Genomic DNA, 16,174 nt, shown 5'->3' on the forward strand with positions numbered 1-16,174 from the left:
GTTGTAGAATAACCTTTCGAGCGATAAGAGTTGGCTCTTTTATGGGGGCCACTGCAAACGAAACAGTTTTGTCTGGGTAATTTTGGCCAATCAGACCTGTTCCGTCTGCTGTAGTTTTTGACGCATTCTTGATCTATTGGTAACTCATGAACCCCATCGTAATAAATAGGCTACAGCGGAAGCTGGGCTACACTTTTCAACAGCAGGAGCTCTTGCTGCAAGCACTGACTCATCGTAGCGCCAGCAGCAAACACAATGAGCGTTTGGAGTTCCTGGGTGACTCTATATTAAGTTTTGTTATTGCCAATGAGTTGTACCGCCGTTTCCCTCGAGTCGATGAAGGGGATATGAGTCGGATGCGAGCAACATTGGTAAGAGGTAATACACTAGCCGAAATGGCCCGTGAGTTTGACCTCGGTGAATGTTTACGCCTTGGGCCGGGTGAATTGAAAAGTGGCGGTTTTCGTCGCGAATCAATTTTGGCGGATACCGTAGAAGCCTTAATTGGCGGTGTATTCCTAGATAGCGATATTCATACAATTGAACGGCTGATTCTCGACTGGTATCGCAGTCGCTTAGAGGAAATCAGCCCTGGTGATAAGCAGAAAGACCCAAAAACGCGCTTGCAAGAATATTTGCAGGGCCGTCATCTGCCATTGCCTTCTTATCTGGTTGTGCAGGTTCGTGGAGAAGCACATGATCAGGAATTTACTATCCACTGCCAGGTGAGTGGCTTGAATGAACCGGTAGTAGGTACCGGCTCAAGTCGCCGTAAGGCTGAGCAGGCGGCAGCGGAACAAGCGCTGAAACAGTTGGAGCTTGAATGAGCGAAGTAGAAAAAACGTATTGTGGTTTTATTGCAATTGTAGGTCGCCCAAATGTGGGTAAATCTACCTTGCTGAATGAATTGTTGGGGCAGAAAATCTCCATTACTTCACGTAAACCGCAAACCACACGCCACCGTATTATGGGCATTCATACTGAAGGGCCTTATCAGGCTATTTATGTTGATACCCCGGGGCTGCATATTGAAGAAAAACGTGCGATTAACCGTTTAATGAATCGCGCGGCAAGCAGCTCTATCGGTGATGTGGAATTAGTGATTTTTGTGGTTGAAGGAACAAACTGGACTGCTGATGACGAGATGGTAGTGAATAAGCTACGCAGTCTGAAGTGCCCGGTGTTACTGGCTATCAATAAAGTGGATAACGTGACGGATAAAACCAAACTGTTGCCACATATTCAGTTCCTTAGCCAGCAGATGAATTTCCTTGATGTTGTGCCAATTTCCGCCGAAAAAGGCATGAACGTAGATACTATTGCCAGCATCGTACGCAAGATTCTGCCAGAAGCTGGACATCATTTCCCGGAAGATTACATCACTGACCGCTCGCAGCGGTTTATGGCGTCAGAAATCATCCGTGAAAAACTGATGCGCTTCTTGGGTGAGGAATTGCCTTACTCGGTGACGGTTGAAATAGAACAGTTCGTACCAAATGAGCGTGGTGGCTATAATATCCACGGGCTGATTTTGGTTGAGCGCGAAGGCCAGAAGAAAATGGTCATCGGCAATAAAGGTTCAAAAATCAAGACCATCGGTATCGAAGCTCGTCAGGACATGGAACAAATGTTCGACGCCAAGGTGCATCTTGAGCTGTGGGTGAAAGTGAAATCAGGCTGGGCAGATGACGAACGTGCATTGCGCAGCTTAGGCTATACCGACGACCTGAAATAAGGCTCGCCTATGGAAGGTTGGCAACGCGCATTTGTCCTGCATGGGCGACCTTACAGTGAAACCAGTTTAATGCTGGATTTGTTCACTGAAGGGGAAGGCCGCATGCGGGTATTAGCTAAAGGTGCGCGGGGTCGTCGCTCCAATTTAAAAGGCTGCTTGCAGCCTTTTACCCCCTTACTGGTTCGCTGGACGGGGCGTGGTGAAGTCAAAACGTTACGCAGTGCTGAGCCGGTATCCCTCGCTCTCCCATTGAGTGGCTCTATGTTGTACAGTGGCTTATATGTCAACGAGCTGCTCTCGCGTGTCTTGGAACATCAAACCAATTACTCCGCTTTATTCTTCGATTATCTGCATTGTTTACAGTCATTAGCGGGTAGCGATGGCTCGCCTGAATATGCGTTGCGTCAGTTTGAATTAGCGATACTGGCCCATCTGGGGTATGGCGTTGATTTTCTCCATTGCGCCGGCAGCGGGCAGCCGGTATCAGACACCATGACCTACCGCTATCGGGAAGAGAAAGGATTTATTGCCAGTTTGGTGGTTGATCACTACAGTTTTACCGGGCGGCAATTATTGGCTCTGGCAAATCGTGAATTCCCTGATGCTGATACATTGCGCGCAGCCAAGCGATTTACTCGTATTGCCCTGAAACCTTATCTCGGCGGTAAGCCACTAAAAAGCCGCGAACTGTTTCGCCAATTTGTCATTAAACCACCCGCCGAACCCTTACCTTAGCGCCGGTATCCTCACGGTTTACACTGCCCATCTTCAACTTTCCCATCCTGTAACCTATCCGCTGGCACTCTACTCAGTGTAAACTGCGAGGCACTTATACCCGTCATCTTTCAAGATGTACCCCTATCTGGAGGGCTGTTATGGCTGATTTGTTGCTGGGCGTTAATATTGATCACATTGCGACGTTACGAAATGCACGTGGGACCATTTACCCCGATCCTGTTCAGGCCGCTTTTATCGCCGAGCAAGCTGGTGCTGACGGTATTACGGTACATTTACGCGAAGACCGTCGTCATATCACTGATCGAGATGTGCGTATCTTGCGTCAAACCATCCAGACTCGCATGAATTTGGAAATGGCGGTGACCGATGAAATGGTGGATATCGCTTGCGAGTTGCAACCCCATTTTTGCTGTTTAGTGCCAGAAAAACGTCAGGAAGTGACGACTGAAGGTGGGTTGGATGTCGCTGGTCAAATTGATAAAATGACCATCGCAGTTAGCCGACTATCCGAGGCGGGTATTCTGGTTTCACTGTTTATTGATGCCGATATGCGCCAGATTGATGCCGCAGTGACTGTCGGAGCTCCTTATATTGAAATCCATACTGGCGCTTATGCAGATGCTCCCTCAGATTTGGCCCGTCAGGCCGAGTTAGTGCGGATCGCGAAAGCCGCAGCTTATGCTGCCGGTAAAGGGCTAAAAGTCAATGCGGGCCACGGTCTGACCTACCACAATGTGCAGCCAATAGCGGCCTTACCAGAAATGCATGAGCTAAATATTGGTCATGCAATCATTGGTCAGGCGGTCATGTCTGGTCTTGCCGCCGCGGTCACCGAGATGAAAGTCTTGATGCGGGAAGCGCGTCGTTAATGGCTATCCTGGGCTTAGGTACTGATATTGTTGAAATCTCTCGAATAGAAGCGGTGGTTGAGCGTACGGGGGAAAAACTGGCTCGGCGTATTCTCAGCCCATCTGAATGGCAACATTATCAGCAGCATCAGCAGCCGATTCGTTTTTTGGCTAAACGTTTTGCTGTTAAAGAAGCCGCCGCTAAAGCCTTTGGTACTGGTATCCGTAATGGCTTGGCATTTAATCAGTTCGAAGTGGTTAACGACGCATTGGGTAAGCCGACGCTACGTTTACATCAACGTGCGGCAGAATTGGCGGCTGAACTGGGCGTCAAATCGCTGCATGTGACGCTGGCTGATGAGCGGCGTTATGCCTGTGCCACTGTCATTATTGAAAGCTAACGTTATTAACCACTGAAACGACCCATCGCGAGTAAAATAGCGCGTTTGGGACCAGAAGGGCGAGCATGAAAATGCCGCCCTTTTTTGTTGTTTACTCTCTCCTGCCATCGGTCCGTACTCTGCCACTGCTCTCTATTTTTCTACCCGTAAATGGCCTGTTCTGCCCCTCGGCCATCAACAGAATCCCCGGAATAAATCTTAATTTTGCGATCTGTTCGACAAGTTGGTTAACCAATACTTCATTTGGTCGCCCAATTAATGCTACTTGTAATACCAAATAGTTAGGCGCAGTAAGCAATTTGTCCATGTAATTTCTAAATGAAAGTAAAAAGTGACGGTATTCAGGCGTTTTTTTTATCCACAAAAATCACTAGGTTTGGTCTGACCAATATAAGAACCGTGATGCTAGAAAAAATTGATTTTTAACTACTGGGGAAATAAAAGATGGAATGGATCAATATCCTTTGGGTGGTATTGGGCATTGGCTTAATGCTAGTGCTCAATATCCGCTATCAGATTAACTCAATGATTGCATTGCTGTTGGCGGCTCTGTTGGTGGGGACTCTCGCTGGCATGGACCTGCTCAAACTTCTGCATACCATTAAAGCGGGGTTTGGCGGCACGCTCGGTGAACTGGCAATAATCGTGGTGTTTGGTGCCGTCATCGGCAAGCTAATGGTCGATTCTGGTGCTGCTCATCAGATAGCTCAGACACTATTGCGCCGATTTGGGCTGAAATATGTTGAGTTTGCCGTCATCATCATCGGTCTGATCTTTGGTTTGGCAATGTTCTATGAAGTTGCCTTTATTATTTTAGCGCCACTGATCATCGCTATTGCGGTCGAAGCCAAGATCCCATTCCTCAAACTGGCCATTCCGGCTGTCGCTGCGGCCACTACCGCGCACTCACTTTTCCCGCCACAGCCGGGGCCTGTTGCTCTAGTTAGTGCCTATGGCGCTGATATGGGGATGGTTTATATCTACGGTGTTATGGTTGCCATTCCTTCCGTGATTTGTGCCGGTCTGATCTTGCCGAAATTCCTGGGTAATTTAGAGCGGCCAATCCCGACCTTCTTGAAGTCGGACGATCCTCTTGATGAAAATAATTTGCCGTCATTCGGCACCTCAATTTTAGTACCGTTAATCCCTGCTTTTATTATGATTTTTACCACCATTGCCAATATCTGGCTGGTGAAAGGGACGACGTCGTACACCCTCCTCAACTTCGTGGGATCATCGCCGATTGCCATGTTTATCGCGATGCTGGTGGCCTTTGTTCTTTTTGGCACCGGGCGTGGTCATAAGATGGAATGGGTCATGCACTCATTCGAAGGGGCGGTCAAAGGGATAGCCATGGTCATCTTGATCATTGGTGCTGGTGGTGCGCTGAAACAAGTCATCATTGATACCGGAATTGGTGACACTATTGGTATGCTGATGTCTGCCGGTGGCGTGTCGCCTTATATCATGGCCTGGCTGATTACTGTGCTTATCCGCTTGTCTACTGGGCAGGGCGTGGTGTCGGCAATGACCGCTGCGGGGATTATTGGTGCCGCAGTCATGGACCCAGTGACCCATACCATTACGTCAGTGGATCCGGCATTGTTAGTTCTGGCGACAGCCGCCGGTTCTAATACCTTTACCCACATCAATGACGCATCATTCTGGTTGTTCAAAGGTTATTTCGATTTGTCGATTAAAGACACGCTGAAAACCTGGGGCTTGCTTGAGTTGACTAACTCGGTGGTAGGTTTGGCGATGGTGCTGTTGATCAGCCTGTTTATCTAGCAATGAATTGATTATTAAGTAAGTTTTATTATCAGTGCTTCAGCGGAGGCACTGATAATTTGCTTGATAGGAAAGTGGCAGAGATTACAGACGATCGGCGTGGTGCAGTTGGACGAACTTATCCCACAGCTGTTCGTTGGTTTCAACCCAGGCAGGATCGATGGTAATGGTATTGTCGATGGGGCAAACCAACTGGCAAGTCGGGGTTTCGTAATGGCCGACGCACTCTGTGCAGCGTGTTGGGTCAATCTCATAGATTTCCGCACCCATGGAAATTGCCTCATTAGGACATTCCGGCTCGCACATGTCGCAATTGATGCATTTACGAGTGATCAACAGGGCCATAATTTCTCTTACCTTAAGCTTGAGTCTTCTCAACAGCGCAGGATTATACCCCTCTGAAGTCCTTAGACCAGTTTTTTCACCAGCGCTTCACTGTGTTTAATATGATCCTGAGCACTTTCAAGATTTTGCTGGATCATTGCCATAAACAGCAGATCGGTCAGTGCATACTGCGCCGTGCTGGAAGAAATAGCGGCACTGCGGATCACCGGCTCTTCTGAGATGGTATACAAACAGTGGTCCGCGCGTTGCTGCAAGCTATTTGGCGTAAAGCTAGTCAGTGCCAGCACCTTAGCACCGCAGCGCTGGGCTTCTTCTGCTGCCAGATTGATCTCACGGCGCTCGCCGCTAAATGAAATAGCCAGCAGCAAATCCCGCGTATCCAGTGCCTGTACTGCAGCCAATTGCGCATGCATATCGGTTTCAGAAACCGCCATCACCCCAATTTTCAATAGCTTATAGGCAAGGTCTTTTGCCACTAATCCAGAGGCACCAAGGCCCGTTAAAATCACCCTTTGTGCACCTTTTAACATCTCCAGAGCTTGGGCCAGGCGCTGTTCACTATTGATATCCAGAGTCGCGCGTAGTGCGGCGGTCTTCTCGCTAAGTAGCTTTTCGCCGACTATTTTTAAGCTGTCGGTACTCAATATTTGGTTGTGAAGAGTCACTGCTTGCTCGGGAACCGCGACAATTTCACTGAGCGCCTGCTTAAGTGCCGGGAAGCCCTTATAGCCTAATTTCTGGGCGAATTTGACCACCGCCGATTGGCTGACGCCAGTCTCTTGCGCCAGTTTTTGTGAACTGAGGTGGCGGGCTTGCTCGGGATTGGTCAGCAGAAAATCAGCTAACTTGCGGTCATTTTGTGCCAGTGTTGGATAGAGCTGACGGATGCGAAGAAGACTGCTCATAAATCAGTTCCTGAATGGGGAAGTTATTCTGCCAAGTTGGTTAATAATCCCCATAAATAATTAAGTCAAAGACCAAGCTATAGAGCATAGCACTCTTTTTTTATGTGAATCCGATGACTGGAACAAGAAAATAGGTGTTTTTGATCCCTTTCAATGACAACTAAATTATGATGAGTTAAAAATCCAATGAGGAAAAAATCATGAATTTGGGCGCTTTGATTTCTGAAAGTCGCAATCCGGCTACGATGGAGCTGGATAAACTCTCTACATTGGAGATGTTGGCCTGCATTAATGATGAGGACCGCAAAGTACCTGAAGCGATTCGTTTGGTGATCCCGGCCATTGCTCAGGCCGTCGATCTTGCTGCTGCGGCCTTAAAACAAGGTGGGCGGCTCATTTATCTTGGTGCGGGAACCAGTGGGCGGCTTGGGGTGTTGGATGCATCGGAGTGTCCACCAACCTTTGGTGTCCCTCATGGTATGGTCATTGGGTTGATTGCGGGTGGCCCCGGCGCTTTGCTCAAAGCGGTAGAAGGCGCTGAAGATGACATGTCGCTCGGCGAGCGGGATTTGCAAGCTTTAAAACTGACACCAACAGATATGGTGGTTGGATTGGCGGCCTCGGGTCGCACTCCTTATGTCATTGGCGCGCTACGTTATGCCCGCCAACTCGGTTGCCCAACGGCGGCGATTTCCTGTAATCCGGATTCCCCTATTGCACAAGAAGCCCAGGTGGCGATTTCGCCAGTTGTTGGGCCCGAGGCGCTTACCGGCTCTACTCGCATGAAGTCAGGGACTGCCCAAAAATTAGTGCTAAATATGTTATCCACTGGCGCAATGGTTAAGCTGGGTAAGGTCTATCAAAATTTGATGGTTGATGTGAAAGCGACCAATGTAAAATTAGTCGACCGCGCTTGCCGCATTGTGGTTGAAGCCACGGGGGCCAGCCGCACTGAAGCTGAAAATGCATTGTCGCAAACTGAATTTGAAGTAAAACCGGCTATTTTAATGATCTTAAAAGGCGTCACTGCCGAGCAAGCACGTCAGAGTTTACAGCAGCATAATGGTTATCTGCGCGCAGCATTGTAAGATTCACATGAGATTCAAAAATAGGAGTTACGTTTTGAGCGCAAAGCACGCCACATCGGCCTTTGAGCAAGCGGCAGCGTCGCAGTCGGAAAGTTCCCAGCGTGTAGTCTTCTTTGATTTAGATGGCACTTTGCATCAACAGGATATGTTTGGCAGTTTTTTGCGTTTTTTGTTGCGCCATTTGCCCCTGAATCTACTGTTGGTTATCCCGTTATTACCGGTGATTGGCTTGGGACTATTGGCTGGAGGGCGCTGTGCCCGGTGGCCAGTAAGCTTGTTGCTGTGGGCGATAACTTTTGGGCGCTCGGAAGCACATCTGAAAGATTTAGAATTACGCTTTGTGAATGATTTTCGACAGAAAGTGAAGGAATTTCCGGTAGTTATGATGCGTTTACGCCAATATCTGGACAGCAATGATGCTCAGGTATGGTTGATCACCGGATCACCACAGCAGTTGGTTGAACAGGTTTATCACGATGCAGAATTTATTCACCGCCTGCGGCTGGTCGGGAGCCGTATGGCGCGGCGCAATGGCGGTTGGGTATTGCCACTGCGCTGTTTAGGGCCAGAGAAAGTGGTGCAATTGGAACAGCGCTTGGGGTCGCCATTGAAGCTCTACAGTGGATACAGTGACAGTAAGCAGGATAATCCGCTGTTGAAGTTTTGCGAGCACCGTTGGCGGGTGAGTAAGTCGGGTGAGTTGCAGCAGTTGGAGTGACTCTTCGTCCTTGAAGTTGCAGGGGATACTTATCCAAATCACTGATTTTGTATATTCGCGAGTTAATAGCCAAAGTCATTGGAGTTGCAGGTAGGCAGCCAGCGAACTTATCCCGTCAAGTAAGTGATTCGGGTAAGTGAGCGCAGCTAACCCCCTGCAGCTTCAAAGACCAAGGGTATATCCGTCAATGAGTGACATCATCCTCATGATGCCCTAACCGCCATATCCGCTCGGCATGCCTACCGAGCAACCATAAACTGATGCCCAGCAGCAAGAAGAAAATGGTCTTGGGCATCGCGTCCCAAAAGAACTCAAAAAAGCGGGTATAGAGATTGATGGCGAGGAATGTCAGGCCAAAACCCCGCAGCATGGCATCATCTCGTTTTAGCCCTAGCCAGATAGCCACACCAGCCGCGATAGCAAACAAGAAGCTCCAATGAAGCAGCTCAATTTGGCGCACCTGATACCAATGGTCTATATCGCCGTAATTGCCAAAAATAGACAGCAACCACAGGGCGATAAACAAGTAAAGCAGCCCCATTGCCTGTGAGACTCGATCTAGCCGGCGAGCCGCCAGTTGCGGTTGCAATGCCAGTGCCGAGGCACAAATCAGCAAACCGAAGGCAATAAAGCGAATAGGGTAGCTCATGCCCAGCCAGTAAGCGCCCCAGCCAGACAGATAACCGGTTTCTGCACCAAAGGCATTTCCCAACGAGAGTAAGGCAAACAGCCATACCAGGGGTGAGCGGCCAAACCAGCCAACCAGCGCGTAGATGACAGTGCCGAGCAGCAATAGCACCGAGACTCGGCCACTGCCATTATCCAGCCACATACCAAGTTGAGCGATGGCGGCGGCAGTCATAATCACGCCAAGAAATAATACCGATTCATTACTATAGATCTTGCTGGCGTCTTGCCGACGGCGGTAAAAGCCCCAGCCGTAAAAAGCGGCGGCCAACAGGCCAGTAACCACCACTCGCACTGGCGGATCAAAGCGGAAGAACTGGCTAATCCAGGCTAATAAGAAGGTATCCGCCATTAAGCTGCCAATAGCGATAACCAGTGACGCCAATGCCGCAAGAAAGGCATAACCCGCTAGTCGCCGCCAGTCAAAAGGCTGGACATCAATATTGGCCAATAGGCGCTGATGTTCTTCCTGCTCAATGACCCCTTCATTGGCCCAGCCATTGAGGGCTTTGCGCACAATAGCGGCATTCTTTTTACTGAGTTTCATTTGTCTGGCTTCCCTTAGCACGAATGATTGCTGTCCTGTCGAAACATTAGCTGATCATTATGTGCTGAGCTACTTTATATTGGTTAGACGCGGCGAGGGCTGTGTATAATGCACGCCGCAAAAGTGCCAGAGAGGTTAATGTGTCTACTGATAATAATTTGTCTTCTGAATGTAATTCGCCAACTGAATACAGCGATGAGTACTGGATGCAGCGAGCGTTGGCGTTAGCATTGCGCGCGCAAGAAGAGGGCGAAGTGCCGGTAGGGGCAATATTAGTGCTGGATAATCAGGTGATTGGCGAAGGTTGGAACCGGCCGATTCGTGATAATGACCCAACTGCACATGCGGAAATCATGGCACTACGTCAGGGTGGGCAGGCAGTACAAAATTATCGCCTGATAGATGCCACTTTATACGTCACGCTGGAACCTTGCGTGATGTGTGCCGGGGCCATGGTGCATAGCCGGATTCGCCGCTTAGTGTATGGCGCGAATGATCTGAAAACCGGTGCCGCCGGATCACTGGTGGATATCTTGCGCCATCCCGGGATGAATCATCAGATAGAGGTCTGCTCAGGGGTGCTAGCTGAAGCCTGCTCCCACCAGTTGAGCGCCTTCTTCCGCCAGCGCCGTGAACAGCAAAAAGCCTTGAAACGCGCCGTCACCGACAGTAAATGACTTAATTATTGATTGACCAGCCCGGCCCAACCACCGGGTAAGCTTTGCCCAGCTCAGCTTCAATCGCGGCATGTTGGGCAGCTTTCTTCTCTTTTTCCTGCAAATATCCCACTAAGCTGACCTGATAACGGCGAATGTTCTCGACATAGTTATAGGCTTCATGACCGCGAGCATAGCCATAAGTAGTGCTTGGGTAGTAGCGCTTTTGGCTCAACATCGGCAGCCGCATTTTGACATCGACCCAGCTATCTGGATTGCCATTCTGATTTTTGGTCAATCGACGAGCATCCAGCATGTGGCCATAACCGAGGTTATACGCCGCTAATGCGAACCAGATTCGCTCATCTTCCGGGATGGTATCCGGTACTTTCTGCATCAGGCGCTGCAAATAAACCGAGCCGCCTTTAATGCTCTCTTCTGGATCAACCCGATCTTTAACCCCCAGTCCACTGGCGGTGGCGCGGGTTAACATCATCAAACCTCGAACCCCGGTGGGTGAGGTTGCTTGCGGGTTCCAATGGGATTCCTGATAAGCAATCGCGGCCAGTAACTTCCAGTCAATTTCGCCCGCATGTTTTTCAAACAGGTGCTGGAAAGTGGGCAATACGTTATCGATGGCCGACAGGAAAGTTTTGGTATCGACATAATCAAAGCTGCCGACATGGCCCAGATACTTCTCCTCCAGACGCGCCAAACTGCCGTCTTCTACCATTTGGCTGTAGAAGTCGAGCATCGCCGCATACAGGCTGTCATCATTGCCTTGTGGGAAATACCAAGTCACTGGCTCTTCATCCGTGACGTCAAAAGCCACCGCCAATTGTGGATGGATACGTTGCAGCAGGGCAATGGTGACGGAGTCGCCAAGGGTATAGTCGAGTTTACCGTCGGCAACTTGCTCCAGTAGCTCTTTCCCGGAGCGGTCAATGGACGACCCCCAGTTAAGATCCGGATATTTGGTCTGTTTAAGCTGCTTCAATGTGGTCATATGGGCGGAACCAGAGGCCACAATCAACTGGCCTTTTAAATCACTGAATGATTTTGGTCGTGGCTGACCCAGCCGGTACACTAATTGCTGCGATACCGAATAGTAGGCAGGGCCGGTGCGCGCCCGGTTCAGGCGTTCACTATTATAAATCAGCCCGGCGGCCAGCATGTCTGCATCATCGCTATCTAAAGCATCAAACAAATCATTAATATTATGCTGTGGGGTCATCACCAGCTTAACCCCTAGATAGTCAGCAAAACGTTTTGCCAGCTCATAGTCGAGACCGGAAGGGCCATCCTTTCCGGTAGAGTAAATTAGCGGTGAACTTATTGTGCTAACTCGCAGTTCACCACGGGCTTTTATGCGGTCCAGTTGCCCCTCTTGGCCATTGCGCCAAGGAATATTGGGCCACAGCGCGAGGGCCAGAAGCATGGCAACTACACCGATAACAAAGTAATTTAATTTTATGCGCGTCAAATAATTATCTCTCGGCAGCGCTCTTTATATGTGTGTCGTAAAGCAGAAATCGACATGGTTAAATCCCCAGTGGAGTGGCATTTTGCGCAACAAATCGTCAGTGTGCAACTTTATTGCGTGCTTATTTATCCGCTATTCAGCGTATATCTCTGATAGCGGTTTCTTACGCAATTATTAATAATAGATACGCAAACGGTTTCGTCGGCGGCTTAGATTCACTATAATGGCGCGCGTTTTCCCCTGTTGCGCCCAATGAAGTGCTGTTCCAGTCGCTTCGAAGACGAGAGAAACTTAGATTATGGAAATACTGCGTGGTTCGCCCGCTTTGTCGGCTTTTCGCATTACCAAACTGCTGTCCCGTTGCCAGGACGCTAACCTGCCGGTTGATGATATTTACGCCGAATATGTTCACTTTGCCGATGTCAGCGCTCCACTGAGTGCTGATGAACACGCCAGACTCCAGCGGCTGCTTCAATATGGGCCATCTCTCCCTGAACATGCGCCACAAGGGCGTTTATTACTGGTGACACCAAGACCGGGGACAATTTCTCCGTGGTCGTCCAAAGCGACGGATATCGCGCACAACTGTGCTTTGCCACAGGTTCTGCGCTTGGAGCGCGGTCTGGCTTTCTATATCCAAGGCCCGAGCCTGAATGACAGCCAATGGCAACAATTATCGGCACTGCTGCATGACCGCATGATGGAAACGGTATTTACCGATTTGCAGCAAGCTGAGCAACTGTTCTCTCATCACCAGCCCGCCCCGGTACAACGGGTGGATATTTTGGCTCAAGGTCGCAGTGCACTGGAGCAGGCCAACGCTAAATTGGGTCTGGCACTGGCACCGGATGAAATCGATTATCTGCTGGCAGCCTTTACTGGCCTTGGGCGCAACCCAACAGATATCGAGCTGTATATGTTTGCTCAGGCCAACTCTGAGCATTGCCGCCATAAGATTTTTAATGCGGATTGGATAATTGACGGTGTAGCTCAGCCTAAGACACTGTTTAAAATGATTAAAAATACCTTTGAACACACGCCGGATTACGTGTTGTCTGCTTATAAAGACAATGCGGCGGTGATGGAAGGTTCTCAGGTTGGGCGCTTCTTTGCGGCACCAGAAAACGGTGTTTATGGCTACCATCAGGAAGCGGCACATATCCTGATGAAAGTTGAAACCCATAACCATCCAACGGCGATTTCACCGTGGCCTGGTGCGGCTACCGGTTCTGGTGGTGAAATCCGTGATGAGGGTGCCACCGGGCGTGGTGCTAAACCTAAAGCTGGCTTGGTGGGCTTCTCGGTTTCTAACTTGCGTATCCCGGGTTTTGAACAGCCATGGGAAGAGAATTTCGGCAAGCCGGATCGCATTGTTACTGCGCTGGATATCATGACCGAAGGCCCATTGGGCGGCGCGGCATTTAATAACGAATTTGGTCGTCCGGCGCTGCTGGGCTACTTCCGTACCTATGAAGAGCGCGTCAACAGCCATAACGGCACTGAGTTGCGTGGCTACCATAAGCCCATCATGCTGGCCGGTGGGATAGGTAATATCCGCGCTGACCATGTGCAAAAAGGCGAGATAGTTGTCGGTGCCAAGCTGGTGGTGCTTGGTGGCCCGGCGATGAATATCGGTTTGGGCGGCGGTGCCGCCTCTTCTATGGCCTCTGGCCAATCCGATGCGGATCTGGATTTTGCTTCGGTACAGCGCGATAACCCAGAAATGGAGCGCCGTTGTCAGGAAGTGATCGACCGCTGCTGGCAGTTAGGTGACCACAACCCGATTCTGTTTATTCATGACGTCGGCGCGGGCGGCTTATCTAATGCCATGCCGGAGTTGGTCAGCGATGGTGGCCGTGGTGGTCGCTTTGAGCTACGCGACATCCTTAACGACGAGCCGGGCATGAGCCCGCTGGAAGTGTGGTGTAACGAATCTCAGGAACGTTATGTTTTGGCGGTTGCCCCGGCGCAGATGGCGCAATTTGATGAAATTTGCCGCCGTGAACGCGCGCCATATGCGGTTATCGGTGAAGCTACCGAAGAGAAGCATCTGACCCTGAATGACCGTCATTTCGACAATCAGCCAATTGATATGCCGCTGGATGTGCTGTTAGGCAAAACCCCGAAAATGCTGCGTGATGTGACCCGCCTTCAGGCTCAGGGTGAGGCGCTGCAACGGGCTGAAATCAGCATTGCCGATGCCGTAAAACGTGTTATACATCTGCCAGCGGTGGCGGAGAAAACCTTCTTGATCACCATTGGTGACCGTACTGTAACGGGCATGGTGACCCGGGATCAGATGGTCGGCCCATGGCAGATTCCGGTGGCTGACTGTGCCGTAACCAGTGCCAGTCTGGACAGTTACTATGGCGAAGCGATGTCATTGGGCGAACGTGCGCCAGTGGCCTTGCTGGACTTCGCTGCCTCTGCCCGTCTGGCGGTGGGTGAAGCACTGACGAATATTGCCGCGACCCAAATTGGCGAACTCAAGCGCATTAAACTGTCGGCTAACTGGATGTCCGCCGCTGGGCATCCGGGTGAAGATGCTGGCTTATATGAAGCAGTACGTGCCGTGGGTGAAGAGTTATGTCCGGCGCTGGAAATTACCATCCCGGTGGGCAAAGACTCTATGTCGATGAAAACCCGCTGGCAGGAAGGTGACGAGCAGCGCGAAATGACCTCGCCGTTATCATTGGTGATTACTGCTTTTGCTCGTGTCGAAGATGTCCGTCATACCGTCACACCGCAATTACGTACTGATAAGGGTGATAACGCGCTGCTGCTGATTGATTTAGGCGCAGGCCACAATGCCCTGGGTGCGACGGCACTGACCCAGGTTTATCGTCAGCTCGGGGATAAACCGGCTGATGTGCGCGATGTGCAGCAATTGGCCGGTTTCTTCAATGCGATGCAGCGCTTAGTGGCAGATCAAGCACTGTTGGCTTATCACGACCGCTCTGATGGTGGTTTGTTGGTGACACTGGCGGAAATGGCCTTTGCTGGTCATTGTGGTGTGCAGGCAGATATTCACGCCTTGGGCGATGATGCTCTGGCGGCGCTGTTTAACGAAGAGCTGGGGGCGGTGATTCAGGTGCGTGCCGAGCAACAAGCTGCGGTAGAAAAAGTTCTGGCAGATCATGGTTTGGCAAACTGTGTTCACTATCTGGGCCGTGCTGTTGCGGGTGATACCTTTGATATCCGCAGTGGCACTGAGATGGTATACAGCGAAAAACGCAGCACTCTGCGCTTGTGGTGGGCTGAAACCACTTGGCAGATGCAGCGCCTGCGCGATAACCCAGACTGCGCCGATCAGGAGCATCAAGCCAAACAGGATGAACGTGATCCTGGTTTAAATGTGAAACTGACCTTTGATCCGGCTGAAGATATTGCCGCACCTTATATCATTAAGCAGGCGCGACCAAAAGTGGCGGTGCTGCGTGAACAAGGGGTTAACTCCCATGTTGAGATGGCTGCTGCCTTCCACCGTGCCGGTTTTGATGCGATTGATGTGCATATGAGTGACTTGCTGGCGGGGCGCACAGACTTGCAATCCTTCCAGACTTTAGTGGCGTGTGGCGGTTTCTCTTATGGCGACGTACTGGGTGCCGGTGAAGGTTGGGCGAAGTCCATTCTGTTCAATAACCGCGTGCGTGATGAGTTCGAAGCTTTCTTCCATCGTCCTGAAACTCTGGCGCTGGGGGTTTGTAACGGTTGCCAGATGATGTCTAATCTGCGTGAGCTTATCCCCGGTGCTGAGCACTGGCCACGTTTTGTCCGTAACCTGTCCGATCGCTTTGAAGCGCGTTTCAGTCTGGTTGAAGTGGCCAATAGCCCATCACTGTTTATGCAGGATATGGCCGGTTCCCGTATGCCAATTGCTGTTTCACATGGTGAAGGGCGCGTGGAAGTGCGTGACGCGGCGCATTTGGCGACATTAGAACAGAGCAATTTGGTGGCATTGCGCTTTGTGAATAACCAAGGCGTGGTTACCGAGCAATACCCAGCTAACCCGAATGGTTCAGCGCAGGGTATTACGGCGGTGACCAGTGCCAGCGGCCGCGCAACGGTTATGATGCCGCATCCTGAACGAGTCTTCCGTACGGTGAGTAATTCATGGCACCCGGAAGAGTGGGGCGAAGATAGCCCGTGGATGCGTATGTTCCGTAATGCACGTAAGCAATTGGGTTAATGAATAAGAGGGGGCATTGCGCCCCCTTATTTTTACACGGCAATTT

At 50.4% G+C, this 16,174-nt stretch carries 15 protein-coding genes; 10 read left to right on the plus strand and 5 right to left on the minus strand.

Going from position 1 to position 16,174, the window contains the following annotated elements:
- The first annotated feature begins 146 nt into the window (after positions 1-146).
- The 5 genes from rnc (at position 147) to acpS (ending at position 3,722) form a co-directional block, all read left to right on the plus strand.
- On the plus strand, positions 147-827 hold the full coding sequence (gene rnc, locus N0H69_RS08560) for a ribonuclease III (RefSeq protein ID WP_050100841.1): 681 nt from the start codon (positions 147-149) through the stop codon (positions 825-827).
- Positions 824-1,735, plus strand: coding sequence for a GTPase Era (gene era / locus N0H69_RS08565; RefSeq protein WP_032910736.1), 912 nt, complete (start codon positions 824-826; stop codon positions 1,733-1,735). The genes rnc and era overlap by 4 nt, the downstream gene beginning before the upstream one ends.
- A 9-nt stretch (positions 1,736-1,744) precedes the next feature.
- Entirely contained in the window at positions 1,745-2,470 is a 726-nt protein-coding gene (gene recO / locus N0H69_RS08570; protein WP_050108124.1) for a DNA repair protein RecO, read from the plus strand.
- Between the two features lie 140 nt (positions 2,471-2,610).
- A complete protein-coding gene (gene pdxJ, locus N0H69_RS08575; RefSeq protein WP_050108121.1) occupies positions 2,611-3,342 on the plus strand; it encodes a pyridoxine 5'-phosphate synthase in 732 nt (243 codons plus the stop codon).
- Complete coding sequence (acpS, locus tag N0H69_RS08580; RefSeq protein ID WP_050108119.1) at positions 3,342-3,722, plus strand: holo-ACP synthase; 381 nt, start codon at positions 3,342-3,344, stop codon at positions 3,720-3,722. The genes pdxJ and acpS overlap by 1 nt, the downstream gene beginning before the upstream one ends.
- A gap of 91 nt (positions 3,723-3,813) precedes the next feature.
- Here the strand turns inward: acpS and N0H69_RS08585 are convergent, their stop codons facing one another.
- On the minus strand, positions 3,814-4,029 hold the full coding sequence (locus N0H69_RS08585) for a hypothetical protein (protein WP_050151780.1): 216 nt from the start codon (positions 4,027-4,029) through the stop codon (positions 3,814-3,816).
- A gap of 137 nt (positions 4,030-4,166) precedes the next feature.
- On the opposite strand from N0H69_RS08585, the gene gntP reads away from it, so the two are divergent.
- Positions 4,167-5,510, plus strand: coding sequence for a gluconate permease GntP (gntP, locus tag N0H69_RS08590; RefSeq protein ID WP_050151781.1), 1,344 nt, complete (start codon positions 4,167-4,169; stop codon positions 5,508-5,510).
- An 84-nt stretch (positions 5,511-5,594) separates the two neighbouring features.
- Here the strand turns inward: gntP and N0H69_RS08595 are convergent, their stop codons facing one another.
- Positions 5,595-5,855 carry a YfhL family 4Fe-4S dicluster ferredoxin gene (locus N0H69_RS08595; protein ID WP_050108108.1) on the minus strand — a complete coding sequence of 87 codons (261 nt, stop codon included), beginning with the start codon at positions 5,853-5,855 and terminating at the stop codon, positions 5,595-5,597.
- Positions 5,856-5,917: 62 nt separating this feature from the next.
- Positions 5,918-6,760, minus strand: coding sequence for a MurR/RpiR family transcriptional regulator (locus tag N0H69_RS08600; protein ID WP_050151782.1), 843 nt, complete (start codon positions 6,758-6,760; stop codon positions 5,918-5,920).
- Between the two features lie 200 nt (positions 6,761-6,960).
- Between N0H69_RS08600 and murQ the strand changes: the two genes are divergently transcribed.
- A complete protein-coding gene (gene murQ, locus N0H69_RS08605; RefSeq protein ID WP_050151783.1) occupies positions 6,961-7,848 on the plus strand; it encodes an N-acetylmuramic acid 6-phosphate etherase in 888 nt (295 codons plus the stop codon).
- Between the two features lie 34 nt (positions 7,849-7,882).
- Positions 7,883-8,566, plus strand: coding sequence for a phosphatidylglycerophosphatase C (gene yfhb, locus N0H69_RS08610; protein WP_050151784.1), 684 nt, complete (start codon positions 7,883-7,885; stop codon positions 8,564-8,566).
- A gap of 184 nt (positions 8,567-8,750) precedes the next feature.
- Here the strand turns inward: yfhb and N0H69_RS08615 are convergent, their stop codons facing one another.
- Complete coding sequence (locus N0H69_RS08615) at positions 8,751-9,800, minus strand: hypothetical protein (protein WP_050151785.1); 1,050 nt, start codon at positions 9,798-9,800, stop codon at positions 8,751-8,753.
- A gap of 101 nt (positions 9,801-9,901) precedes the next feature.
- Here N0H69_RS08615 and tadA point away from each other — a divergent pair, with 101 nt between their 5' ends.
- Positions 9,902-10,477 carry a tRNA adenosine(34) deaminase TadA gene (gene tadA, locus N0H69_RS08620; protein WP_050122988.1) on the plus strand — a complete coding sequence of 192 codons (576 nt, stop codon included), beginning with the start codon at positions 9,902-9,904 and terminating at the stop codon, positions 10,475-10,477.
- Between the two features lies 1 nt (position 10,478).
- Here tadA and mltF read toward each other — a convergent pair whose 3' ends face one another.
- Positions 10,479-11,939: a membrane-bound lytic murein transglycosylase MltF gene (gene mltF / locus N0H69_RS08625; RefSeq protein WP_050122986.1), complete on the minus strand. Its 1,461-nt coding sequence runs from the start codon at positions 11,937-11,939 to the stop codon at positions 10,479-10,481.
- A gap of 295 nt (positions 11,940-12,234) precedes the next feature.
- On the opposite strand from mltF, the gene purL reads away from it, so the two are divergent.
- Positions 12,235-16,128, plus strand: coding sequence for a phosphoribosylformylglycinamidine synthase (gene purL / locus N0H69_RS08630; protein ID WP_511262236.1), 3,894 nt, complete (start codon positions 12,235-12,237; stop codon positions 16,126-16,128).
- Positions 16,129-16,174: the final 46 nt, after the last annotated feature.

This window comes from Yersinia alsatica (genome assembly GCF_025133195.1).
Taxonomy (GTDB): Bacteria; Pseudomonadota; Gammaproteobacteria; order Enterobacterales; family Enterobacteriaceae; genus Yersinia; species Yersinia alsatica.

Excerpts from the sequence above, each read along its gene's own strand:
- recO (WP_050108124.1), top strand. The coding sequence starts at position 1,745 with ATGGAAGGTTGGCAACGCGCATTTGTCCTGCATGGGCGACCTTACAGT.
- acpS (WP_050108119.1), top strand. The coding sequence starts at position 3,342 with ATGGCTATCCTGGGCTTAGGTACTGATATTGTTGAAATCTCTCGAATA.
- murQ (WP_050151783.1), top strand. The coding sequence starts at position 6,961 with ATGAATTTGGGCGCTTTGATTTCTGAAAGTCGCAATCCGGCTACGATG.
- era (WP_032910736.1), top strand. The coding sequence starts at position 824 with ATGAGCGAAGTAGAAAAAACGTATTGTGGTTTTATTGCAATTGTAGGT.
- N0H69_RS08600 (WP_050151782.1), bottom strand. The coding sequence starts at position 6,760 with ATGAGCAGTCTTCTTCGCATCCGTCAGCTCTATCCAACACTGGCACAA.
- pdxJ (WP_050108121.1), top strand. The coding sequence starts at position 2,611 with ATGGCTGATTTGTTGCTGGGCGTTAATATTGATCACATTGCGACGTTA.
- N0H69_RS08615 (WP_050151785.1), bottom strand. The coding sequence starts at position 9,800 with ATGAAACTCAGTAAAAAGAATGCCGCTATTGTGCGCAAAGCCCTCAAT.
- N0H69_RS08595 (WP_050108108.1), bottom strand. The coding sequence starts at position 5,855 with ATGGCCCTGTTGATCACTCGTAAATGCATCAATTGCGACATGTGCGAG.
- N0H69_RS08585 (WP_050151780.1), bottom strand. The coding sequence starts at position 4,029 with ATGGACAAATTGCTTACTGCGCCTAACTATTTGGTATTACAAGTAGCA.
- gntP (WP_050151781.1), top strand. The coding sequence starts at position 4,167 with ATGGAATGGATCAATATCCTTTGGGTGGTATTGGGCATTGGCTTAATG.
- rnc (WP_050100841.1), top strand. The coding sequence starts at position 147 with ATGAACCCCATCGTAATAAATAGGCTACAGCGGAAGCTGGGCTACACT.